Origin of the sequence: Dyadobacter sp. OTU695, from assembly GCF_038440355.1 — a bacterium.
Lineage (GTDB): Bacteria > Bacteroidota > Bacteroidia > Cytophagales > Spirosomataceae > Dyadobacter.
Genome location: NZ_JASATN010000015.1, coordinates 80,155 through 105,783, shown reverse-complemented (window position 1 = coordinate 105,783; position 25,629 = coordinate 80,155). Strand labels below are relative to the sequence as shown.

The following is a 25,629-nucleotide window of genomic DNA, read 5'->3' as shown; positions in this document are numbered from 1 at the left end:
AAACTAGCTTACCCCCATGACGCGAAGATGTTCTTCCAGCATATTCAAATCGTGGTACATCACGTCCCGCGCTTTGCTTCCTGTGAACGGCCCTACCACGCCCAGCACTTCCAGTTGGTCCATGATCCGGCCTGCGCGGTTGTACCCCAGCTTCATCTTACGCTGGATCAGTGACGTACTGCCTTGCTGGTGCGTCACGATCAGACGGGCGGCATCCGGCAGCAAACTATCGAAATCATCCGGATTAAGGTCTGCCTTGCCTTCGGCGGCATCTTCTCCTTCATATTCAGGCAGGGCATAGGCTTCGTCGTAGCCACGCTGCCCGCCGATATATTCACAGACATCCTCGATCTCGCGGGTGTCGATGAACGGACATTGCAGACGGATCACTTCCGAGTTGATCGCCAGCAGCATATCTCCCTGTCCCACGAGCTGTTCGGCTCCACCCATATCGAGGATGGTACGCGAGTCGATACTTGACGTTACTCTGAACGACAGACGCGCCGGGAAGTTCGCCTTGATCAAACCCGTGATAACTTTCACCGAAGGCCGCTGCGTTGCCACTACCAGGTGGATACCCACCGCACGGGCCAGCTGCGCCAAACGGGCAATCGGCGTTTCAACCTCCTTACCGGCCGTCATCATCAAGTCGGCCAACTCATCTATGACCAGTACGATGTACGGCAGAAACCGGTGTCCTTTCTCAGGGTTCAGCCTTCTCGCCGCGAATTTCGCATTGTATTCTTTCAAATTCCGTACCGCAGCTTCTTTCAGCAGGTCATAACGGGAGTCCATTTCGATACACAGGGAGTTCAATGTAAAAATCACCTTTTTGGTATCGGTAATGATCGCTTCCTCGGCATTGGGGAGCTTGGCGAGGAAATGCCTTTCCAGCTTGTTGAAAAGGGTCAATTCCACCTTTTTCGGATCCACCAGTACAAATTTCAGCTCCGCCGGATGCTTTTTGTAAATCAACGAGGCTAGAATGACGTTCAAACCCACCGATTTTCCTTGTCCGGTCGCTCCCGCCATGAGCAAGTGGGGCATCTTCGCCAGGTCGGCTATGTGGATATCGTTTGAAATGGTTTTACCCAAAACAATCGGCAAGTCGTAATTCGACTTTTGGAACCGCTCGTTCGCCAGAACCGATCGGGCAAATACCGTCTCCCGGTTCTTGTTGGGCACCTCAATACCGATCGTTCCCCGTCCGGGCATTGGCGCAATGATACGGATGCCCAGGGCGGCAAGGCTCAATGCAATGTCGCCTTCTAGGTTCTTGATTTTCGAGATCCGCACACCCGCTTCCGGGATAATCTCATACAGCGTTACAGTCGGCCCGATCGTCGCCTTGATTTTGGATATATTAATTCCATAGCTGCCAAGCGTGTCGACAATCTTGGTCTTGTTGCTTTCCAGTTCTTCCTGGCTTACTTTTTCGTGCTGATTTTCGGTAACCTCATTCAGCAGGTCGATGTGGGGAAATTGGTAGGACGGCAAGTCGAGCATGGGGTCATATTGCCCGAATTCGCGCAATATCGACGCATTGACGTCTTCGTCCTCGAACTCCTCTTCCACAGCCGCTTTCACCTGCGTGGTGTCCTCCACCTCCAGTTCAAGAAGCGGCTCCGATGGCACGGCCGACACTTCCATTGGCAACTCCACGGTCGTCGACGTGACAGGCACTGAAGGAGCCGTAACGGGCAACACTACTGCGGGATGCGGGGCCGGGCGGGGCGCCTCCTCTTCCGTATCCACGTCGGCCGTTTCCACGTCGGAATCCGGGTTTTCTTCCGAAGCCAGTACCTCGTCGTCATATGTATCGTTCACAACCGACACAAATGTACTCTCAGGGGCAGCCGTAGCAGTCGGTTCGCCCGGAGAAAGCGGATCTACGGCATCGTCGCCTGCCACTTCCGGTTTCGCGTGCCTCGCCTGCCACGACTCATACCTGTCGCGCACGTCATAAAAGAACACCGCAAACACGAATAGCGCGAAGAGGATCGGCAATACACTTCCCCATTTCAGCCAGTCGAAAAGCGACACGTTGACCAGGTAACCGAAACCGCCGGAAAGAAAGCTCAATGTATTTTCGGTGTTGCTCATGAGAATCACATAGCCCATTAGCACGCTAACCCAGAGCGTGAAAAAGATAACCTCCCGGGTTGTTCTGCTTAACGGCAATATTTCCCTGCCGAATGCCATTTTCCAGCCCGCCACAAACGGTACGAGCGGCAACAGCAATGCACCCACCCCAAACCAGCGATATACGAAAATGTGGGAAACCACCGCTCCGAGCACGCCCAGGAAGTTGCGGGTCTGTCGGCCTGCATCGCGCAGCGACTGATGAGCCAGACCGTCCAGCACGCTCTGATCGGACAGGCCGGTAACGATGTAGGAGAAAAAGGAAGATTCCAGGATCACTCCCAGGATGATAAAGAATGTGCCCCAGGCCAACGTATTCTTCGGGCTGGTGAAAATGTGTTCCCAATCGAGGGATACACGAAAGCGGGGAGCGGCGATCTCCTCCGGTTTCTGGCGCTGTGTGTTACCTCTTGGCTTGTTTACTGACATTTATTTCTATTCCGGGAATGCGTGAAGTGCTGTTGTTAGATTTTACTTCCTGACCAATGCCTTGCAGATCCTGCTGACCACACCGGGTCCTTCGTAAATAAAGCCGGTATAAAGTTGAATCAGGCCGGCCCCTGCATTTATTTTCTCCAAAGCCTCTCCGGGAGTGGCGATGCCGCCGACTCCGATAACGGGAAAAGCATGATTGGATTGTTCACAAATGTAACGAATTACTTCCGTCGAGCGATGTGTCAATGGCGCTCCGCTCAATCCGCCCGCCCCTATTTGTGCTACCTCCGACTGGTCGGTTACAAGGCCTTCACGGCTGATTGTCGTATTCGTAGCGATCACCCCTGCAATGCCGGTTTCCTTTACTATATCGATAATATCGTCGAGTTGGCTGGTCGTCAGATCCGGCGCTATTTTAAGGAAAATGGGTTTGGGATTGGCCCTTTCTGCATTCCTGGTTTGCAATTCTTTCAAAATTTCCGTCAATGGGCCTTTCTCCTGCAAATCCCGTAATCCTGGCGTATTCGGCGAACTTACATTCACGACAAAATAGTCGACCACATCGAACAGTTCCCGGAAGCAGATCAGGTAATCGCTCAAAGCCTGCTCGTTCGGGGTATCCTTATTTTTACCAATATTACCTCCTACCAGGATTTTAGATTTGCGTTTTGCCAGTTTTGCCGCGGCCACCTGCACGCCCTTGTTATTAAAACCCATTCGGTTGATCAGTGCCTTGTCTTTTTTAAGACGGAACAGGCGTGGCTTATCGTTTCCCGGCTGCGGGCGCGGCGTCACCGTCCCGATCTCAATAAACCCGAAACCCAGCGCTTCCAGCTGGTCTACTATTTCGGCATTCTTGTCGAACCCTGCTGCCAGTCCTACCGGGTTACGGAACCGCAAGCCGGCCACCTCCTGCACCAGGTCGGGGTGCTCGTACGTATACAGCGCCCGTATGATCCGCGGCATAAAGGGGATTTTAAAAGCGATATGGAGCACCTCGCACACAAAATAGTGAATGCGTTCAGCGTCAAACAGAAAAAGTATAGGGGAGATCAGAATCTTATACATCCTGCAAAAATAGAATGTTTCGCAGGAAGGCTGGGGTGGGGTGGGGAATTTTATTTTAAGTCTTGAAGTAGTTGTTTTAAATGGGAGTCAGTGATCGTAGCGGTTTCTGATTTGTCGTAGATGCTGATCAGGAAAACGCATTTGTCAACAATTCTGACGTGGGTGATAAGTCTTCCACCTCCGCGTTTGCCAGTTCCCTTACTTTTGATAGCGAAGCGTATTTTGTAGCAATTTTTATAAACTTCGGATCCAAGTTGCGGCTTTTCTCGAAGCTCATCGACTAATTGCGCTAAATCAGTCCGAAGGGAGGGATATTTTTTATGAAGTTTTTTAAGTTCTTTTTCAAAGTTAAGTGTGGGTATGACTTCATAGCTCATTTAATAGGTCATCAATGTTTTTGGGTTTAAGTTTTCCTTCTTCAATCAGCTTTACTTCTGCAAGTCCCCTTTTTATACTCTCCGCAATATCACGAGCTGTGAGCTTTTTCTCAACTACCTTGCGAGCGGTTCTCTTTTCTTTGGGATCTGATGCTCTCCTTAAATCCATGACGATATCCTTTAATTATCTTCAAATATAACCAAAAAAGCACCCCGCTACCGCAGGATGCTTTCACAAATGTGCAAACTAACAAGCTTACTTCTTCTCCGGCCACACGTACTCAAATTTTCCGTTGATCGGCGCGCCGAAGTAGTTGACACCCAAGAAGTCCAGGCGTTTTTTGTGCGTTTCCATTCGTTTACTGAAATCCTCGAAGTTCTTGCCTTCTTTGGATGTCCAGCCGACCTCGGCCAGCGCTGTGGCGCGGGGCCATACCATATATTGTACGTAGGCAGGGGTTTTCATGTATTCGGTCCACACATTCCCTTGCACCCCGAGAATGTGTTTGGCTTCGTCGGCCGTAAGTTCGGCAGGCGTAGGCTCGTACGAATATGACTCGGCGAGGTCGGTGAAACCGCCGATAGCCACGGGCTGTGTTTTGGCGTCAGCCTGGTAGTGATCGAGGTAGCAGAAGTTCCCGGGCGTCATGATCACGTCGTGGCGTTCTTTCGCTGCGGCGATACCTCCTTCAATACCGCGCCAGCTCATCACAGTCGCGTTGGGCGACAGCCCACCTTCAAGAATTTCATCCCAACCGATCATCCGGCGACCTTTCGAGGTAATGAATTTGTCGATCCGCTTGATCACATAGCTTTGCAAGCCGTGCTCGTCTTTCAAACCTTCTTTTTGAATGATGTTCTGGGCAAAACGGCTTTCCTTCCACTGTACTTTCGGGCATTCGTCGCCCCCAATGTGGACATACTTGCTCGGGAAAAGGTCGATCACCTCGGTCAGCACGTCTTCCAGAAACTTGAAAGTTTCCTCGCGGGGCATGAAAACATCGTCATACACACCCCATTTGGTCCCTACCTCATATATCTTATCAGGATTATTGCCCAATTGCGGATAGGCCGCCAGCGCCGCCAGCGCATGGCCTGGCATTTCGATCTCAGGGATCACATTCACGAAACGGTCTTCCGCGTATTTGATCACTTCCTTAATTTCATCCTGCGTGTAAAATCCTTCATAAGGCTTACCATCGTATTTATTGTCGCCATAATGCCCCTTCATGGTCTCCTTCCGCTTCGAGCTGATGGTTTTCAGTTCAGGATATTTCTTGATTTCGATGCGCCAGCCCTGATCGTCCGTCAGGTGCCAGTGGAACTGGTTCTGCTTATGCAATGCGATCAGGTCGATGTACTTTTTGACAAACTCGATGGGCATGAAATGACGGCAAACGTCCAGCATTAAGCCACGGTATGCGTAACGGGGCATGTCCTTGATCGTTACATACGGAACTGTCCATTTCACGCCCGCAACGGGGGTTTCGCTGAACACCTCTGCCGGCAGCAGTTGCAGGAGGGTTTGCACGCCATAGAATGCGCCTTTGGCCGTCTTTGCCTGGATGGTTATGCCTTTGGAGCTGGAAAGCAGGCGGTATCCTTCCTCGCCCAGGCTGGCATCCTGTGATACTAAGAGCGAAATATCGCCTTTACCTTTGACGGTTTGTACTGTTTTTCCGGTGGCCTTGCCGAGCTGCGCGGTAAGCATGTCGGCCACGTGTAACCATTGGGCGTCGGCAGGTGCACCGACTTTCGTTTTTGCTTTCAGCGACCATGCGCCTTTGGCAGTCATAACCTGGGTGGGTTTGGGGATGACGTTGATCTGCGCGAATGCCGAGTGTACGAGCACGCAACAGATTAGTCCGAAAAGGAAGCGTTTCATGAATTAGGAATCTGGTATTTATTAAAATTATTTAAAAATACTGCAAGTTATCGTATTCCCATTTTAAAATACTGCGATTCTTAATTTTTTTATAATTTCATGTAATTATTCCAAAAACGGGTACGTTACCACAATTAGATGTAACTTTGTACCCTTTAATACTTTACAACTAGGTTTTGTTACATCCTCCACACGATATCAGCCAACTTGTCATACTTAACTCCTAATAAAATCTAAATCCTATACCCGTGAAAAGAATTCTGTTTCTTAACAGTATTGCCTTATTTCTACCTATACCACTAATTCTTGCATCCCCCAAAGGACGACCGGCTCCTGTGAATGGTACAAAATCGCAGCGCATGGTTGGCGGCAAGCTTGTGGGCAAGATCGTGGAAGCACCCGGTAATGCCGGGGTAGCCTTTGCCACGATAGCATTGCTGATGCCCAAAGATTCGTCCCTAGCCAACGGCGCGGTAGCCGATGAAAATGGTGTGTTTACCATTGCCGACGTGAAGCCGGGCAGCTACATCCTTCGGGTAACCAATATGGGTTATCAAACCCTCTACCAGCCCAATATAAAAGTAGCGGCCGAAGCCAGTTTACTAGATCTGGGTAGCATTACCGTGAAGCCCGAGGCACAGAAACTCGCCGAAGTGGTAGTGAAGGGCGAAAAAACCATGATTGTGGACGATATCGACAAGAAGATCGTCAACATCGGCAAGGATATGCTCGCTACGAGCAACAATGTAAGCGATCTGCTGGAAAAGGTACCGGCTGTTTCGCTCGATGAAAACGGCAACCCGCAGGTTCGCGGAAAGGGTAATGTGGTAGTGCTGATTGATGGTAAACCTTCCAACCTGTACGGCAGCGATCTTCCCACGATCCTGCAATCTTTTCCGGCGAACCTCATCGAAAGGATCGACGTGATGACGACGCCTTCCGCGAAATATGAAGGCGAAGGTGCGTCCGGGGTAATCGATATCATTACCAAAAAGACGAAAATCCGCGGGATGAACGGCGGGGCCCGGTTAAGTATCGGTAACAGAAACAACAATGCGGCGTCGGGCAACCTCAGCTACAAAGCTGGAAAATTTGGCTTGAATGCGTCGCTCAGCGGACAAACGCGCGCCATGACCTGGGAAAGGACATTGAGCCGCGATAATTTCGTGTCCGAGTCGACTTCGCACTTGCAACAGGAGGGTACCGGAGGAAACAAAGGCAAGAATGCGTTCGGCCGCGTGGGGGTGAACTACGATTTTAATGACAGAAATTCCATCGAAGCAGGTGTGAATTACTCGCGCGACAACAGCCGCAACAACAGCAATGTCCTGAATGAAACAACGCTTGCATCCGGCGTGGTATCTGAAACCTTCCGACGCCTGAACAACAGCAAAGGCAATGGCGATAACGTCAATTTCAACCTGGATTACCGCCTGAAATTTGCCGAAAAAGACCATCAGTTGAATTTCAATTCGAGCTACTCGCTGGGCGGGTCCGATGGAGAATCGTACTTCTCGCAGGAAAGCACCGTCGATAGCCTGATGCGCAACCAGCAAAACCTGCGGAATAACAACCGCCATTCGCTTTTCCTGAATGCCGATTATACCTGGCCGATCACGCCCAAGGCCACGCTCGAAGCGGGTGTACGCTCGCGCACGAGCTCGAACGACAATGTGAATGCGTTCTACAACCTCGACCGCGAGACCAACGCATATATTTTCGACAACACGATCAGCAACGTGTTCGGCTACAAAGATGCTACTTACACCGGCTTCATGACATTCTCGCAAAAAACGGACTTCTGGGGGCTGCGTGCCGGCTTGCGCGTGACCGATTACAACCAGGATATCGACCAGGTTAGCCGTAACCAGGATTTCAGCGTGCATTTCCTCACACTCGTGCCTTCACTCGCCGTGACGCGCAAACTGGGCGAATCGTCGCAGGTGAAGCTCAATTACAGTCGCCGCGTACAACGTCCCGAAGCCGACTGGCTGAATCCATATACCGACGTTTCCGACCCCCGGAATGTCAAAACCGGAAATCCAAACCTGCGTCCGGAGTTTACCCACAAGGCTGAAATGGGTTATTCCAATTATGAAGCCAATGGTGGCTGGGGGCCCTCGCTTTTCATGGATTATTCCAACAATGCGATCACGCAGATCCGGACGATCGACGAAGCGGGCGTTTCGCTCACCAGATATGACAATGTCGGTCGCGAGTTCTCTTATGGTTTTGAAACCGATTTTTCTCAAAAGCTATTTGGTGACGTCTTGAAACTCAATGGCAGCGGCCGTGTCTTCCGCAGCGAGGTAGTCTCGGCCATTGCCCAGATCGACAACCGCACATGGAGCTACTCGGGTAACCTGAACGCATTCATTACGCTTCCGGCCGACTTCCGCGCCTCTGCATACGTGAATTACGAAGGTCCGCGGGCGATCGCGCAAGGCACGCGCGAGGGCGTTTTTATAGCAAACATGGGTATCCGGAAGGATCTGCTGGAAAAGAAAGCAACCATTTCCTTTAATGTACAGGACATTTTCCTGTCCCGTAATTACAGAAGCCAGTTGAATACGGCCACCTATTCACAGTCGTCGAACTGGCATCAGACCAACCGGCTTGTGAATGTGACATTCCAATACAGATTTGGCAAAATTTCCGCAAGCGGCGACGATGCCTGATCGACAAAGCGAAATTGTTAATATATGTGAAAAGGAAGGGCCGTGGCGGCCCTTCCTTTTCATTTACAAGCAGTTCTCAATTTCCACTTCGCAGGCTGATATGCTCATTTTTGTCAAGATTCGGCGCCATGGAACGGTTTTTGCAAATAGCTCGCACAGGAGTCGATTAATTTTGCTTATTTAAACCCCGAACACGCAATGTGATCTAAAATCCGTGGGTCCGGAAACCGGATCGGAAAAGGTCCAAAACTTTAAACAAAATTTTACACAAATGAAAAAGCTCAAAATGCTGGCCGCGCTGCTACTTGTAACTGCCGGTTCGTACGCACAGAAATTGCCCGCTGACTCCATATTTTCACAGTTCTACAAAGCAACGGGCGGCAAAGGTCTTTGGGATGGGGTAAAATCCTATAACCTGACAAGAAGTTATTCCGCGGCCGCAGCCACTCCGTATAACGCGGTGATCACGGCTTCCATACCCGAGCAGTCAATTTACAAGAACAAAACCATCATGAAACGCAGCTTCGTGTACACTGTAAAAGGTGACCAGGGGTGGATTAAGGTACCGATCGGGCAGAAGGTGGATGTGAAAGACCTCAGCCAGGCCGAGCAGCAGAATATGCGCATGGAATTGTACGATAACCTGGTGCCTTTTATCAATTACAAAAATCGCGGGCTTATCGCGACGACTGTCGGTACTGAAACGCTCAACGGTGTTCAGGTTAACAATGTTGAATTACAGGGAAAAGGGGTTAAATATAACCTCTACTTCGATGCTAAATCGGGACTGCTGGTGCGCCAGAAAATGAACCAGGCGGGAGTCGAAACCACTACCGATTTGTCAGATTACACCAAATCCGCGTATGGTATTTCGTACCCGACCAAACTCGTGGAACTTAACAGTAACGATAAAAAAGCAGTTACGATCAAATCGGCGTTGACCGTCAACGACAATGTAAACGTCGAACTTTTTAAAAGATAGAAACACGGCATTATCCAGCCCGCATGTGACAGCCGCGTATCGCGTGCGCCACATCGGGCCGGATCAATGAAAATCAAGATTTTTAACGCCGCGACAGGGCGGAAAACAGCCGGGGATGAAGAAAGCACTCAAAGTATTGGCCATAATAATCCTGACAGTTTTGATTCTGGTTGGCGTGTTGATCTGGGGAATCCAGACACCGTTCGGCCAGAATTTTTTAACGTCCCAGGCGAATTCATTTTTGCGTAAAAAACTCAAAACAAAGGTCAATATCGAAAAAGTACGCTTCGACATTCCCGATTGGGTATTGCTAGAAGGCGTTTATTTCGAAGACTTACATGGCGACACCCTCATAGCAGGTAAGCGCCTGTACGTGGACCTCGATATGTACAGCCTCATTAAAGGCGACATCGGCATTAATAAGGTAGAACTGGAAGGTGTGAATGCCAACATCAGCCGGGTTCTGCCGGATACAACCTTCAATTTCCAATTCATCATAGATGCATTTACCGGCACCGATACCTCGGAGGTCGACACTACGCCGTCGAAACCGCTCAAAATGCGGCTCGACCAGGTCTCGCTCAAAAAGGTCCGGTTTTCTTACCGTGACGCCGTCATAGGCACCGACGCTTCGGGAAACATTGATTCGGCGGTTGTGAAATTCGATAAATTCAATCCAACCATTTCTCAATATCACCTCACCAGCACTGCCTTGCATAACAGCCAGGTAAAGCTGCGAATGTATCCGGCATTGAAAGTGGCGGCGGCAGGTCCCGAACCAAAGCCCGATCCGGCCGACTCGTTGGATATCAAAGCAGGCGATATCGATATTCAACAATTCAACTGGCAGTTCGATGATGAAGTTTCGGGATTGAAAAATGGCATGACGGTCGGGAAACTGGCCGGCCATGTGAACAGCATTTACATGGGCAGCCAGCGTGTGGATGTGAAGAATGTTTCGCTGCAAAACATGTCGCTTTTTGCCGAATTCGCTAAAAAACCGAAAACACCCGAGCAAAAGAAAGACACTACCTCTGCCGCAGACAGCCCCGGCTGGTATGTGAAAGTGGGTGAGATCAAGCTGGCGGACAATGATATCCGCTATGACGATTTCAATTCCCCGGCCGTCCCCAAAGGACTAGACTATGCACACCTGAATATCAAGGACCTGAATGTAGATTTGCGGAATTTCCTTTTCTCCCCCGAGAATATAGCGGGCGCGTTGAAATCGGCCTCATTCAGGGATAAAAGCGGCTTCCGCCTCGACGCATTCCGTACCGACTTTGCCTATGGCGATCAGGAAACCTATCTCCGCAATCTTTACCTCAAAACACCGAATACCCTTCTGCGCGACGAGCTGAGCCTGCGGTATAAGAACCTCGACCAGCTTACAAACGATATTGGCAAGGTAAAACTCAAACTGCGCCTCACCGACAGCCGTGTTGCCTTTGCGGACATTCTGTTATTGGTGCCCGATCTGGCCAAAACCCCGCCATTCGATACAGAACCGAACGGCGTCGTAAAAGGTACGGGACAGATTACCGGTTCAGTGGATGACATGCTGATCTCCAAGGCGAAATTTACCATGCTCGACGGCACCGTCCTGAGTGCGGATGGTCGTCTGAAAGGCCTGCCGAATGCGGAAAAGCTTGATATGGATTTGAATATCAGTGAAATATCCTCAACGAAGGCCGATTTGCTTAAAATGTTACCCGACAGCACTGTTCCCGCTTCCATAGAACTGCCGGACGAAATCAAGGTCTCGGGTAAAGTGAAAGGTTCGATGGATAACCTCACGCTTGCGACGACCGTGAATACATCTTTCGGCGGTGGTACATTTTCGGGCAATCTCAAAAACATTACCGATAGCCTGCGGGCACAGTACAATGGCACGCTTACCCTTACCGGATTTGACCTGGGCAAGCTTACCAAGCAGCCTCCTGCCGAAATGGGTAAACTGACGCTTCGCGCCGACGTAGACGGTGTCGGGTATGCGCCCAAGACAATGAAGGCGCGGCTGGACGGCAATATTGAAAGCGCGGACATTAAAGGTTATGTTTATCAAAACCTGAGATTAAAAGGCGACGTTGACCATGGACTGGCCAATATTTCGGCAAATATGGACGACCGCAACATCGATCTCGACCTCAATGCACAGGCCGATTTGTCGAAAGAATACCCATCGGTCAAAGCGGATCTCGAAGTAACCAACCTGAACCTCACGGCGCTGAATTTGTATGCCGACTCATTGCAGGTAAAAGGCAGCATTAAGGTCGATATGCCTTCTACCAATCCTGAAAATCCGCTCGGTACGGTGAATGTCGACAGTTTGGTACTGACACACCATCGCCGGCCGGTCGGCATTTCGAATATCCATGTGCAACTGACCGATTCCAGTGGCGGCAAACAGGCTTATATCGAATCACCTATGCTGAAAGCCAAAATGACCGGCCAATATTCTTACACAGAAATCGGCGACGCGATTTTGACCGAGGTAGGAAAGCATTTTAAATCACCCGACCTGACCTACAAGGAAGTTACCAGGCCGGTCAACTTCGCCCTGGACGCTACGCTTAACAATCATCCGGCGATACAGATTTTTGTCCCGGAAATACGGGAAATGAAAACGATCCAGCTGCACGCGCAAATGGATAACCAGAAAGACTCTTCCCTGGTGGCACGACTGAGCGTTCCGATGATCAACTACGACAGCACCATCATAGAGCGCGTGTCCGTCGATTTCAGCACGGTGGACGCCAATGCGGCATTGAATGCGAATGTAGGGTTGGTCAATACGGGCGGTTTCAGAATGCAGAATGCCTCGCTGTCAAGCCAGATCGTCAACAACGATGTGAAGTTCGATTTCGTCGTCCGCGATTCATTGAATGCCGAACGGCATGCGGTAAAAGGCGACCTGGCCGTCAACAACAATCAGTACCGCCTTAACCTGCGCGACGACCTGTTGCTCAATTACGGAAAATGGGAGGCCGACACTGCGGGTTACGTACAATATGCGTCCGACAGTGTGTATGTGAAGAATTTCGCGGTCAGCAACAACGGGCAGTCCCTGAAAATCAACTCGACTACGGAAGCGCCGAACAGTCCACTCGACATCGCCATGACGAATATCGCGATCGGCCCGCTCATCGAAATCGCAACACTGGATTCCACGCTTGCAACTGGTACTTTGAATGGGAAAGTGCTGCTGAGCAATTACATGACCTCACCTGTGTACACGGGAGAGCTGACGATCAATAACCTGGCTGTAACTAAAATACCCGTAGGAGACCTGTCTTTAAAATCAACCAACGAGACAGAAAACCTGATCCGTGTCGCCATGTCACTGGTAAACGACCAGAACGACGTCAATATCAATGGGAGCTACAATCTGAAATCAGAAAGTCCGATGGATTTCAAAATGGACCTGAAAAAACTCAGTGCCAAGACCATCGAAGCGTTCAGTTTTGGCGAGTTGAAACGGGCAGAAGGCAACCTGACGGGCGATGTCGCCATCACGGGCGCCACCGATAGCCCGCGGCTCGACGGCGCGGTTAATTTCGATAATGTAGCATTCAACGCGACCCAGTTGGGTTCAAGGTATTCGTTGGCCGGGCAGAAAATCCAGTTCAATGGCCAGAATATCAATTTCAACAACTTCACGATTACCGATTCGCTCAACCAGGCGATGAAAATCAACGGGAATGTGAGCATTGCAAAGCTGCCGGACGTGGGCTATAACCTGAATGTTTCCGCTAAAAACTTCAATGTCCTGAATTCAACCCAGAAACAGAATGAGCTATTTTTTGGAAAAGCCAATATCGACGCCAATCTGACTGTAAAAGGCCAGGGGGCGAAATCGGTGATCGATGGAAATGTAAAGGTGGATCCCGGGAGCAGTATCACCGTGGTAATGCCCAGCGATGCCACAGAGGCGGGTGACGCGACCAAAGGGGTGATCGAGTTCGTGGACATGAGCGACTCGACCCAGGTTGTCAAAAAGGATTCCGTCGAGGCTGCACAAAACGTTATGGTCGATTTTGCTTCGCAGATTTCGCTCGATATAGCCGTAGACGACAAATCGGAATTCAAAGTCGTGATCGATGAATTGAATGGGGATAATATCCGGCTGAAAGGCAATGCGCAGCTCAATACGGGCGTCGCGCCGAATGGGCAGTTGTTCCTTCTCGGATCTTACGATTTGACAGAAGGTTCCTATGATCTTACGCTGCAAATCCTGAAACGGCAGTTTGAAATCAAAAAGGGAAGTACCCTGCTCTGGACCGGCGACCCGATGAAGGCCGATTTGAATATCACAGCTTCCTACCCGGTAATGGTCGACCCCGGCTCGATTGCCGCCAAATTCCAGGGAGCAAGCAAAATACCGGTTGAAGTACAGATTGTGATCACTGGAAATCTCACAACACCTAACATTACATTCAACATCGTAATACCCGAGGATGCAGTCGACAAACAGGTACAAAACGACATTACCCAGCAGACCTTTTGGAAGGATATGCAGCAGAACCCGTCCGAGGCTAACAAGCAGGCGTTTGCATTGCTCATTACCAACAAGTTCATCACCGACCAGTCGACAGCCGGCTTCAATATCGGTTCGAGCGCCGAGGCGGTGGCCCGGCAAAGCGTGAGCCAGTTGCTTACCGATCAGCTCAATAACCTCGCATCGGACCTGGTAAAGGGTGTAGACCTTAACATTGGATTGAACTCCACCGCCGACCAGACCACCGGCGCACGCACGGACCTGAACGTGGGCCTTAGCAAAGCATTTTTGAACAACCGGTTGAAAATATCGGTAGGTAAGAACTTCGAGCTCGAAAGTAAGGGCAATGCGGGTAATTCCACTGAGGTATTCGACAATATTGCCCTCGATTACTCGATCAGCAAGGACGGCCGGTATATGTTCCGGGGTTATCGCAAAAACCAGTACCAGTCGATACTGGAAGGTTTCATCATCGAAACAGGTGTCAGTTTTATCATTACGGCGGATTACGATCTGATCCGCGAAATTTTCCAAAAGCAGCGCAATGAGAAGTAATGTAGGGTATATACTGGCAATTTGTATTTTCCTGGGCAGCTGCTCGGTCAATAGGTATGTACCCGAGGGACAGAGCATTTACGTGGGCAACAAGGTGAACGTGCAGCCCGACAGCATTTATAAGCCGAACGTGTCCGGGGTGGCCGATCAACTGGAAGAGCTGATCAAGCCGCCAGCGAACAAGACGATTTTTGGATTTCCGTGGAAAGTGTGGTTTTACTACTGGATCGGCGAGCCGAAAGACGAGGGCGGGCTCCGAAGCTGGTTCCGAAAGAAACTCGGCGAACCGCCGCGCTATGCTACTCAACGCATTGTGGATATCAATGCAGCTAATATGGTCGCATTCCTCGATAATGAAGGCTATTACCGTTCGAATGCGAAAGGCAGGATTGTTCCCAATAAAAATAAAAAGAAACGTACCGCGATTACCGAATATGACGCCTACGTAATGCCGCGCTATGTGATCAACGAAATCAGCTACGTGGTACCCGACAGTTCCCTTTTTAACCGCGACCTGGTTTTAGCCAAAGAAAAAACGCTGCTGAAAAAAGGCGATCCGATCCGACTGGAAGTGATCACGACCGAGCGTACGCGCATCGACCAGGAACTGAAAGGGAAAGGATATTATTATTTCAACCCCGATTACCTGATCGTAAAGGTCGATTCCACCATTGGTCGCGCCGATTCCACATTAGGGCCGCAGCAGGTAAATCTGTTTCTCGAGGTGAAGAAGGAAACAGCCCAGACTTCGCTCAAACAGTATTTCATCAACCGCATTTACGTCAATACAGGAACAGAGGAAAACAAACTGAACGACTCGACCGCCCTTACTATGCGCGGTCCGTTGCGCCGCGGCATTACCATCACTGACCCCGGTAACAATTACAAGCGCCGCATTTTCTACGACGCCATCGGTTTCAGAAGGGGAAATATGTATACCAATACAATGCATGACGTGTCGCTGCAAAGGCTGATCAACCTGCAAAATTTCCGGTTCGTCAAAAACCGCTTTGACCTCGTCCCCCGCTCGGATTCCGCATTGCTGGATGTGTACTACGACCTTTCGCCGATGAAGAAAAAATCGTTGCAGACCCAGCTATCGGCCAGCACCAAATCCAATAACCTGGGCGGCTCGCAGCTGGCTGTTAAATGGGCTCATCGCAACTTCTTTCGGGGTGCGGAAATGCTCGCGATCAGCGCTTATTTTGGGTTCGACGTGCAGTTAGGCGGGAGCCGTGCAACTTCCGACAACGTGGGCAACGAATATATCCGGTATGGTGCCCAGGCCGACCTGTCTTTCCCCAGGTTTATCATTCCGTTCGTGCGGATAAGACCTGAGAAAAGCCAGGCTTTGCCCAAGACTATTCTTTCATTAGCCTACGAAAACAGGATACAGCGTGATTTCTACACCACCAGATCAATCCGTGGTGATTGGTCGTACGTTTGGCGCCGAAATTCCGAAGTGGAGCACACGTTAACCCCTATTTCGATCAACTTCGTCGAACCGAGGAACGTTAATTACGAAACCTACGACAAGATCATTTTCGACCCGGATACCAACCCATTGGATGTTGACCGCTACCTGAAAATCCTGGAAACGAAATACCTGATCATGGGGTCTAACTACTCCATTTCGTACCGGCCCACTCCAAGGCCTTTCAGCAAAAATCAGTTTGCATTGAGCGGCGGGATCGATTATGGTGGTAACCTGTTAAGCCTTTTTGCCAAGAAAATGGCGTCGGACAGTATTCCCAAAGAGCTGTTCGGGGTACCTGTATTCCAGTATTTTAAAGTAGATGGAGATGTAAGATATTACCGTACCGTTACCCCTTCCATTAAGTGGGCAAACAGGCTCTTACTGGGCGCGATCAAGCCTTACGGGAACTCGAAGTTCATGCAAACACCGCAGTTCAAACAGTATTTTGCAGGTGGTAGCACTGGAATCCGGGCATTCAGGGCGAGATCGCTCGGCCCTGGCGCCCATCACGCAGATTCTACATCTGTCGAGTTGTTTGGTTATCAGAGCTTTGGTGATATCCGGATGGAATTCAATTCAGAAATTCGCATGAAATTCACCGACATCATCAATGGAGCTGTTTTTGTGGATGCTGGAAACGTCTGGTCATTCGGGGACAGCACCCGTGCTACCTATCCGGGTACGGCATTGATCAGCAGCAAATTCCTGAAACAGGTAGCAGTCGGCGGAGGTATCGGCTTGCGCCTCGATTTCTCATACCTCATTTTCAGGCTCGACCTGGCTACGCCATTCCGCAAACCGTGGTACGTAAATGAGGTCAAGAATGTGAGCGATGAAGGTGTTGTGGAATATAAAAATCCCTGGGTATTCAATGAGATCAATTTCGGGAGCAAAGCCTGGCGGAAGGAGAATTTGATATTGAATATCGCCGTCGGGTTACCGTTCTGACCAGGGCATTGAACTAACGGATCTCCTGACAAAGCTCGATCAACACCCCATTCGCACTTTTCGGATGAACGAAACACACGAGCTTATTATCGGCACCTTGTTTGGGTACTTCATTTAATAATGTAAAACCCGCACTGCGCAGCCTCTCCATTTCGGTGAAAATATCTTCCACTTCAAAAGCGATGTGGTGAATGCCTTCTCCCTTTCTTTCGATGAAACGGGCGATGGCGCTGTCCGCGCTGGTGGCTTCCAGCAGCTCTATTTTAGTTTGATTTACCTTAAAAAACGAGGTATTGACTCCTTCGGATTCGACTGCTTCCCGTTTATAGGGAGCTGAATTCAGCAGTGCCGAATAGAGCGCTTCCGACGCCGAAAGGTCACTGACGGCAATGCCGATATGCTCTACGTTCGTCATATTATTTCCGGTTATCCCCTCCTACCATAATGCTCAGATAACTCTCGTAACGGCTCATGGCGATGCTTCCCTCCGAGACGGCATCCTTTACGGCGCAGCCAGGCTCGTTGATGTGCTGACAGTTATTGAAACGGCATTGATTAAGCAAATCCCGCATTTCGGGGAAGTAATGGCTGATTTCCCCCAGTTCCATATCGGCAAGCCCGAGTTCCTTAATTCCCGGCGAGTCGATGATGAATGTGTCTTTTTCGAGCTCGAACATCTCGGCAAAAGTGGTGGTATGCACGCCTTTATTCGCAAATGTGGAGACTTCCTGCGTTTTTATGTCCAGTCCGGGTGCGATAGCGTTCACAAGCGTCGATTTGCCGACCCCTGAATGCCCCGAAAGCAGGGAGACCTTTCCTTTAAGAAGTGCATTGAACTCTCCCAGACCTGATTCCTCCAAGGCTGTTGTGGCAAGACAACGGTAACCGAGCGACGTATACAACTCCATAAGCTCGGCCTGGAAATCCTTCATATCATCGTTCAGCAGGTCCTGTTTGTTGAATACGAGCACGCCCGGAATTCGGAACGATTCAATGGCTACGAGGAAACGATCTATAAACCCCAGCGAAGTGCGGGGGAACACGAGGGTACAGATCAATATCGCCTGATCCACATTCGCAGCGATCAGGTGTGCGTGGGCCGTTTTGTGGACTGAACGGCGTATCACATAGTTCTCACGCGGAACGATCTCATGGATTATCCCGAAGTTTTCCCCCTCATCCTCCACCTCAAAATTCACATAATCCCCCACCGCGATCGGATTGGTCACTTTCAACCCCAATGCTTTGAACTTCCCTTTTAAACGACACTGCCAGATGTGCCCATCCCTGCTGTCCCTAACCTCGTACCACGAACCCGTCGAACGAAGTACCAAACCCCTTATTAAACTCATTTGTCTTTATTTTGGAACCAGCGAATTTAAAAGGACTTTGTCAGAAGTCACTAAAAATTGCCCGTTAAGTCAAAACGCTGCTTAAAACAAGTAGTTTTTTCGCATACCTGATTTTTATTTGTATTAAGTATAATAGCTTCTTCAAAGATAAATCCCCGTTTTGTGACCGCTGTGCTAATTATAAAACGTTTGGCCTATCGCCTGATTCACTAAGGATTTTACAACAAATAATAATATTTTTTAAAATCACACCCGTTTTTTCTGATTATTTCATACATTAGTATCACTTAATCATAAAGAAAATTAAAAACGCAATTATTCTTACTCCGCATAATGGACTTAGTGGCAGAAGAACCGAGTTCGGTCATTGATATTCGAAAAAATCGCATTAGAAGCAGCCTGCTGCTGCATCTGTATCAATCCGGAGACACTTCCATTAACAAAATGGCCAAGTTGTTCCATGCGAGTATCCCGTCTGCGACGGGAATTGTGAACGATCTGATGCGGGAAGGTTGGATTACGGAAACAGGGACAGGTCCTGCAAGAGCCGGCCGTCCGCCTGTACTTTATGGCCTGAATGCGAAAAAGTACCTTACGCTGATCATGGACATTAACCGCCATGATACGCAACTCTGCATATTTGATTTACATAATCAACTGATCCTCAAAAGAAAAGTTGATATCCGCCTCGACGATTCCGCTAATTTCCTCGAAGAGCTGTTTGAATCGACCGACGACTTCCTGAAATCCAACAATATCACCCGCAGCAAACTGTGGGGTATAGGCGTTTCAATGCCCGGCCTGATCAATTCCTCACAGGGTATTAATTTAACTTACCTGAACCTGACGCCTCCGGGTGTGCCGCTGGTAACGTACCTCAAAGAGCATTTCGACCTCCCTGTGTGCCTTTTCAACGATACCAAGGCTACTACGATCGGTGAACACCGCTTTGGCTATGCGGTGGATAAATCGCAGGTGCTGACGATCAATATCGACTGGGGAGTCGGTCTGGGTATTATCATCAATGGTGAGGTATTCAACGGCGCCTCAGGTTTCGCCGGGGAGCTGGGACATATTCAGGTCAAACCGGACGGAATGCTGTGCCACTGCGGAAAAGTAGGCTGCCTGGACACGATTACCTCCGCCATCGCATTGATCCGCCAGGCAAAGGAAGGGATCAGCAGCGGTCGTGCGACGATCCTGAAACAGATCGTGAATGGCAATCTCGACCTGTTGGAAACTTCCCACATTATTGAGGCCGTACACGCGGGCGACGAGTTTTCGATCGATCTGCTAAGCACCGTCGGAACCGAATTAGGCAAGGGACTGGCCACCGCCGTTCATTTGTTCAATCCCGAAGTGATCATTGTCGGTGGATTGCTCGCCGAAGCGGGGCCTTTCATTTCCAATCCGATCGAGCAGGCGATTAACAAATACTGCTTGTCGGATTTCAAAAACACGCTCTCTATCCATATTTCCAAGCTCGGTGCGAAAGCCCGCCTGCTTGGAACCCAGGCTTATCTGTTCGACAATCTGATTGCTAAGGAATTCTCCTGAAATGATATACTGATGGCGCTTTTAACCAGGTGCCATCAACTTATTGCCTCCTTCACTTTCTGCATGATCAAATCGGTGGCGCCTGTCCCTGACAGCACATATTCAGCACTTACATGACCGGCCTCCGAGGCCCCGAAAGGATTCTCAACCCAGTTTTGCATGATCTCGCGAAGCTGATTCACGTCCGCCACGGCGAATGCTCCCCCTTTTTCAACAAGATCCACCGCTTCCTGGAACCGGTGGTAGCTTTTATTGCCAAATACGATAGGCAAACCAAATGTTGCCGCTTCGAGGATATTATGCAGCCCGGCGCCAAATGAACCGCCGATGTAAGCCATATTTCCATACCGGTAGAGCGAGGAAAGCATTCCGATATTGTTGATAATCAGATAATCAAAATCAGCGGGACTTTGCCCGGCAGCTACTTCGGAATACAAAATGGAACGGCCATTCAATTTCGAGCGCCAGCCGGCTATCTCATCGGACTTGATTTCGTGCGGGGCGATGATCGCCTTCAATTTACCGGCCAGGCCGTTCAGCGCCGGAATGAGCACCTGCATATCCGCATCCCAGACCGACCCTGCGATCATGCAAAGGCTATCCCCCTTGAAACGCTCGATTTCGGGCAGCTCACGTGCGTTCGACGCGATCGCACGTACACGGTCGAAGCGCGTATCGCCCGCGATGCTGCACGCCTGTATGCCCGCTTGTTCAAGCAGCGTAACGGAAGCCTGGTTTTGGACAAAAAGGTGGTCGAAATACCCGAGCATTCCCCGGAAAAATCCGCCATAGGGTTTGAAAAAGATCTGGTTGGGGCGAAATATCGATGAAAATGAGAGGATATAACTCCCGTTCCGCCGCAGTTCGCGCAGGTAATTGAACCAAAATTCATATTTGATAAAAAATACGATACGCGGGTTTACAATTTCCACGAACTCGCGCGCATTTGATGGCGTATCAATGGGCAGGTAACAAATAAAGTCCGCTCCATTGTAATTCTTCCGGATTTCATAGCCCGACGGCGAGAAAAAAGTTAGTAAAATAAAATGACCCGGATAGGCTTTCCGATAGGCTTCCATTACCGGCCTCCCCTGCTCGAATTCACCCAGCGAAGCGGCATGGAACCAGGCCACCGGCCGGCCCGCCACCTGCGCCTGAAACGACGCACGCAGACGACCCAGAAGGCCTTTTCTTCCCTCTACTCCGAGCTTTAATTTATGATTGAAAGGTGCAACTAACCTGATTAGAAAAGCGAAAACCTGAATGGCGAGCTGATAGATGATTTTCACCAAAGCACTCTGATTAAAAGGATGTTAAAAAAGCACCAAACCGCCCCATATTTTGCGGATAAGAGTCCACTGACCGGCTTTTTAGCTTCTTTTTTCGTTTAAAGAACATAAATGTACAAAAAACCGTTAAAGTGATGTCCGTATACAGCAGCATACGCTATTATTTTGTACTTTCACTGTTCATACGACACATACATAGCCACAGACATTTATACTAATAATATGATGCGTGTAAAACTTTTACTTTCAGTATTGATTCTGTTTGCACTATCGACAGAAATATACGCTCAGCGCAGGTCTGTGAAGAACGAGGACGCAGAGGAGACCTATAAATCATTTACCTCTGTGGGTATCACCACCAATACCAACTCCGGGATTCTGGGTGGAGCGGTATTTCGTCAGTCATCGGCTTTGGGTTCCAAAATGTTTGGAAAGAATGCCTACCGCTATCTGGCGCTCGAACTTGTGAACGTAAAGCATCCCAAAGAGCTGTCCACTCAGGATTTTGTAACGGGCGCGAGGCTGGTTTATGGTAAACAAAACTACCTGTTCGTCCTTCGCCCGGAATATGGCCGCGAAATAGCGCTGTTCAGCAGGCAGGATGACGAAGGCATTTCCATCAGCGGGATAGTCGCGGCGGGGCCTTCTCTTGGATTTGAAAAACCGTATATGGTGCAGTACCAGGGCTCCGACGGCCGGGTAACCACTGAGCCATTCGACCCGAACAAGGCAGGGGATATTATCGGCGCGGGCAGCTTTTTCCAGGGTTTCGGAAAATCGAAAGTGGTTCCCGGGCTGCATGTTAAAACGGCGATGAGCTTCGAACTGAGCGCCTTCCGGGATAATGTGACAGGTGTCGAGATCGGTTTCATAGCCGAAGCTTTTTCAAGAAAAATTACCATTATGGCGGATGCGCAGAATAAGGCCTTTTTTACATCCGGATACCTGACCCTTTATTTTGGAAGTAAGAAAAGATAATTACCATTACAGATTGATATGATTGAATTGCCAGTAATACCATCGGAACGCAGAAAACGCCCCGATTGGCTCCGGGTTAAACTTCCCGCCGGCCCCGAATTCAGGAAAGTAAGACAGCTGGTCGATAACTATAAACTCCACACCATTTGCGAAAGCGGAAACTGCCCGAATATGGGAGAATGCTGGGGCGCCGGAACGGCCACCTTCATGATCCTGGGGAATGTGTGTACGAGAAGTTGCAGTTTTTGCGCGGTAGCAACCGGCCGGCCTAATGAATATGATACCGACGAGCCCCGTCGCGTTGCGGAGGCGATCAAGCTGATGCAGGTGAAACATGCGGTAATTACATCCGTAAACCGCGACGAACTGAAAGACAAAGGCGCGGAGATCTGGTACCAAACTGTTCGCCAGGTCAAAGAAAATACGCCTGAAACGACCATCGAAACACTGATCCCTGACGTTAAAAGCAACTGGGACGCATTGATCCACATGATCGAAGCGGGCCAGGAAGTGGTTTCCCACAATATGGAGACGGTGGAACGTTTATACCGTGCGGTACGCCCACAGGCTAAATACATCCGTAGCCTCGAACAGATCAAACGCACGAAGGAATTTGGACAGCGCACCAAGTCAGGCATTATGCTCGGCCTCGGCGAAACGCAGGACGAAGTGCACAAAGCGATGGACGACCTGGCTGAAAACGGCCTCGATATCCTCACGCTGGGACAATACCTGCAACCAACCAAAATGCACCACGAGGTAATCGAATGGATTACCCCCGAAATGTTTGACAATTACAGGGAAGAAGGATTGAAACGCGGATTGAAATATGTCGAATCCGGACCACTCGTACGTTCGAGCTACCACGCCGAGCGCCACGTGAATGTGCCGATCTGATCAGCAACAACTTCATATCATAGTAATAAAGCCGGTTTGACTAGTTTAAACCGGCTTTATTATTTCGCGTAGTTAATTTATCGTCACCGTTTGAAAGGTTGTATTTGAATATGTACTAGAAATATGTAGATTTATTAATCATACTATACAACTCACAATCAATGACTTCCCCCACAACACTCGTCAAACAGGCCATAAAAGGCCTGACACGGCATGTCAACTTTACGGCATCAATCAAACGGAACAATAAAAGTTTCAAAATCCCGGTGGTTAACAACATTGGGTTATCCAATTTTGCGGCCGAAGACGATGGCTGGTTTCTGCAACTGGTGAAGGCTATCGATTTGCCGGCAGGAAGCAGTTTCATAGACGTCGGCGTCAATGTGGGGCAGTCACTGGTCGCGTTCCGCAGCTATCGCGATAATCCCTATTATGGTTTTGAGCCAAGCCCGCACTGCGCATTTTATGTCAACAAACTGATCAAGGTAAATAAACTGCGCAACACGCATCTGATCCCGGCGGGTCTTTCCTCCTCTGCCGAAATTCTCAAATTCTACTGCAAAGTAGGCGCCGACTCCTCCGCCACGATGGTAGGCGAGCTCCGTCCCGGCCATTACAGCGAGGAAGACATCAGCTATGTCCCCGTTTTCCCATTCGACGAACTGGGCCTGGATGGAATGCCCGATATATCTTTCATCAAAATCGATGTAGAAGGCGCCGAACTGGAAGTCCTCACCGGTTTAAAACAGACGCTGCAAAAATACAACCCGGTGATCACCTGCGAAGTACTGGATTGCCACAATGCTGAAACCAATCTGCATATCTTGCAGGAACGTGCCAACCAGCTGGTAAAACTAGTTAAAAGCCTGAACTACACCATTTACAGAATCAGGCCGGAAAAGAGATTGAATTTTGATAAAATTGAGGAAATTATTCTTAAACAATACGATTCACAAAGTCAATATCTAAATGATTACTTATTTTTGCCAGCGACTAGGAAAATAGAAGAGCTTCTTATGAGGTAATTTTATCACACATTTAAACTTTTCTTTAACTTTTATTTCGTTTCCAATGCCATACTTATTCACCTCGGAGTCCGTATCTGAAGGACATCCTGACAAGGTAGCCGATCAAATATCAGATGCACTGATTGACAATTTTTTAGCATGGGATCCTAATAGTAAGGTGGCCTGCGAAACACTGGTGACAACCGGGCAAGTAGTTTTGGCCGGCGAGGTAAAGACCAACACCTATCTGGACGTTCAGAAGATCACCCGCGAAGTGATCAAAAGGATTGGTTACACGAAGAGTGAATACATGTTTGAAGCCAACTCCTGCGGTATCCTCTCGGCAATCCACGACCAGAGTGCGGATATCAACCAGGGTGTAGACCGCGCCGCAGCATCGGAGGATTTCGAATCCAAAGCGAATGCACAGGGAGCTGGTGACCAGGGTATGATGTTCGGGTATGCGACACGCGAGACAGCGAACTACATGCCGCTTGCCCTCGACCTTGCGCATAAGATCCTTCAGGAGATGTCGGACATCCGCAACAACGAGCCTGCATTGATCCCTTACCTGCGCCCCGATGCGAAATCACAGGTGACGATCGAATATAGCGACAATAACGTACCACAACGTATCGATACCATCGTGGTTTCGACACAGCACGACGACTTCGATAGCGAAGAAGCGATGCTTGCGAAAATCAAAAGCGACATTGTCAATATCGTAATCCCCCGCGTGAAGGCGAAACTGACGCCTGAACTGCAAAAACTGTTTACCGGCGACATTACCCACCACATCAACCCAACCGGAAAATTTGTGATCGGTGGTCCTCACGGTGATACCGGTCTTACGGGCCGTAAAATCATCGTAGATACTTACGGTGGCAAAGGTGCGCACGGTGGTGGTGCATTCTCCGGAAAAGATCCTTCCAAAGTTGACCGTTCCGCGGCATACGCAACCCGTCATATTGCTAAAAACCTGGTTGCTGCCGGTCTGTGCGATGAAGTTCTTGTTCAGGTTTCTTATGCGATCGGTGTTGCAGAGCCTTGCGGTTTGTACATCAACACTTACGGAACTGCGAAAGTATCTGAGAACGACGGAGCTATTGCGGCGAAAGTAAGCGAGATTTTCGACCTTCGCCCATACGCAATCGAGCAACGCCTGAAACTGCGCAACCCGATCTATTCCGAAACAGCGGCATATGGTCACATGGGCCGTAAGAATGAAATCGTTAAGAAGACATTCAAAGGTGCCAATGGCGAAGAGAAAGAAGTCGAAGTTGAACTCTTTACCTGGGAGAAGCTCGATTTCGTAGATGCAGTCAAAGCAAAATTTGCTCTTTAAGCGCTGACATATTCATTTGGGAGGGCCGGCATAGGTTGCCGGCCCTTTTGTTTTTTGAATACAAATTAAATTGCCCCAAATCGCTTTTACCGGAATAATGAGGCGTTGAGCAAATTAACATTGCCTCCAAACCAATAAATACCGCCGCTATCCCGTTCC

General features: G+C 49.5%; 17 protein-coding genes. 9 read left to right on the top strand and 8 right to left on the bottom strand.

The window, feature by feature from the left end; all coding sequences use genetic code 11:
- Positions 1-3 precede the first annotated feature (3 nt).
- The 5 genes from AAHB90_RS24140 to AAHB90_RS24120 all read right to left on the bottom strand — a co-directional run bounded on the left by AAHB90_RS24140 (position 4) and on the right by AAHB90_RS24120 (position 5,907).
- Positions 4-2,571 carry an FtsK/SpoIIIE family DNA translocase gene (locus AAHB90_RS24140; RefSeq protein ID WP_342087812.1) on the bottom strand — a complete coding sequence of 856 codons (2,568 nt, stop codon included), beginning with the start codon at positions 2,569-2,571 and terminating at the stop codon, positions 4-6.
- 42 nt (positions 2,572-2,613) lie between these two features.
- A complete protein-coding gene (locus AAHB90_RS24135) occupies positions 2,614-3,645 on the bottom strand; it encodes a quinone-dependent dihydroorotate dehydrogenase (protein WP_342087811.1) in 1,032 nt (343 codons plus the stop codon).
- Positions 3,646-3,695: 50 nt separating this feature from the next.
- Positions 3,696-4,022, bottom strand: coding sequence for a hypothetical protein (locus AAHB90_RS24130; RefSeq protein WP_342087810.1), 327 nt, complete (start codon positions 4,020-4,022; stop codon positions 3,696-3,698).
- Positions 4,012-4,191: a hypothetical protein gene (locus tag AAHB90_RS24125; RefSeq protein ID WP_342087809.1), complete on the bottom strand. Its 180-nt coding sequence runs from the start codon at positions 4,189-4,191 to the stop codon at positions 4,012-4,014. Before AAHB90_RS24125 ends, AAHB90_RS24130 begins: the two co-directional genes overlap by 11 nt.
- A gap of 87 nt (positions 4,192-4,278) precedes the next feature.
- Entirely contained in the window at positions 4,279-5,907 is a 1,629-nt protein-coding gene (locus AAHB90_RS24120; RefSeq protein WP_342087808.1) for a beta-N-acetylhexosaminidase, read from the bottom strand.
- Positions 5,908-6,155: 248 nt separating this feature from the next.
- On the opposite strand from AAHB90_RS24120, the gene AAHB90_RS24115 reads away from it, so the two are divergent.
- From AAHB90_RS24115 to tamL, 4 genes are all read left to right on the top strand, one after another.
- Positions 6,156-8,585: a TonB-dependent receptor domain-containing protein gene (locus AAHB90_RS24115; RefSeq protein WP_342087807.1), complete on the top strand. Its 2,430-nt coding sequence runs from the start codon at positions 6,156-6,158 to the stop codon at positions 8,583-8,585.
- A gap of 271 nt (positions 8,586-8,856) precedes the next feature.
- Complete coding sequence (locus tag AAHB90_RS24110; protein ID WP_342087806.1) at positions 8,857-9,567, top strand: hypothetical protein; 711 nt, start codon at positions 8,857-8,859, stop codon at positions 9,565-9,567.
- 115 nt (positions 9,568-9,682) lie between these two features.
- Positions 9,683-14,620: a translocation/assembly module TamB domain-containing protein gene (locus AAHB90_RS24105; RefSeq protein ID WP_342087805.1), complete on the top strand. Its 4,938-nt coding sequence runs from the start codon at positions 9,683-9,685 to the stop codon at positions 14,618-14,620.
- A complete protein-coding gene (gene tamL / locus AAHB90_RS24100; protein WP_342087804.1) occupies positions 14,610-17,045 on the top strand; it encodes a translocation and assembly module lipoprotein TamL in 2,436 nt (811 codons plus the stop codon). Before AAHB90_RS24105 ends, tamL begins: the two co-directional genes overlap by 11 nt.
- Before the next feature lie 13 nt (positions 17,046-17,058).
- Here the strand turns inward: tamL and mce are convergent, their stop codons facing one another.
- Entirely contained in the window at positions 17,059-17,460 is a 402-nt protein-coding gene (mce, locus tag AAHB90_RS24095; RefSeq protein ID WP_342087803.1) for a methylmalonyl-CoA epimerase, read from the bottom strand.
- Position 17,461: 1 nt separating this feature from the next.
- On the bottom strand, positions 17,462-18,397 hold the full coding sequence (rsgA, locus tag AAHB90_RS24090; RefSeq protein ID WP_342087802.1) for a ribosome small subunit-dependent GTPase A: 936 nt from the start codon (positions 18,395-18,397) through the stop codon (positions 17,462-17,464).
- 333 nt (positions 18,398-18,730) lie between these two features.
- Between rsgA and AAHB90_RS24085 the strand changes: the two genes are divergently transcribed.
- Positions 18,731-19,954 carry an ROK family transcriptional regulator gene (locus tag AAHB90_RS24085; RefSeq protein ID WP_342087801.1) on the top strand — a complete coding sequence of 408 codons (1,224 nt, stop codon included), beginning with the start codon at positions 18,731-18,733 and terminating at the stop codon, positions 19,952-19,954.
- Positions 19,955-19,989: 35 nt separating this feature from the next.
- On the opposite strand, the gene AAHB90_RS24080 is transcribed toward AAHB90_RS24085, so the two are convergent.
- Complete coding sequence (locus tag AAHB90_RS24080) at positions 19,990-21,246, bottom strand: 3-deoxy-D-manno-octulosonic acid transferase (protein WP_446717924.1); 1,257 nt, start codon at positions 21,244-21,246, stop codon at positions 19,990-19,992.
- 219 nt (positions 21,247-21,465) lie between these two features.
- Here AAHB90_RS24080 and AAHB90_RS24075 point away from each other — a divergent pair, with 219 nt between their 5' ends.
- The 4 genes from AAHB90_RS24075 (at position 21,466) to metK (ending at position 25,470) form a co-directional block, all read left to right on the top strand.
- The gene (locus AAHB90_RS24075) at positions 21,466-22,221 is read left to right on the top strand and encodes a hypothetical protein (RefSeq protein WP_342087799.1); all 756 of its coding nucleotides are present in this window, start codon (positions 21,466-21,468) and stop codon (positions 22,219-22,221) included.
- Positions 22,222-22,239: 18 nt separating this feature from the next.
- Positions 22,240-23,118 (top strand): lipoyl synthase, encoded by an 879-nt coding sequence (lipA, locus tag AAHB90_RS24070; RefSeq protein WP_342087798.1) that lies wholly within the window; start codon positions 22,240-22,242, stop codon positions 23,116-23,118.
- Positions 23,119-23,279: 161 nt separating this feature from the next.
- Positions 23,280-24,143 (top strand): FkbM family methyltransferase, encoded by an 864-nt coding sequence (locus tag AAHB90_RS24065; protein WP_342087797.1) that lies wholly within the window; start codon positions 23,280-23,282, stop codon positions 24,141-24,143.
- Between the two features lie 46 nt (positions 24,144-24,189).
- On the top strand, positions 24,190-25,470 hold the full coding sequence (metK, locus tag AAHB90_RS24060) for a methionine adenosyltransferase (RefSeq protein ID WP_342087796.1): 1,281 nt from the start codon (positions 24,190-24,192) through the stop codon (positions 25,468-25,470).
- Positions 25,471-25,629: the final 159 nt, after the last annotated feature.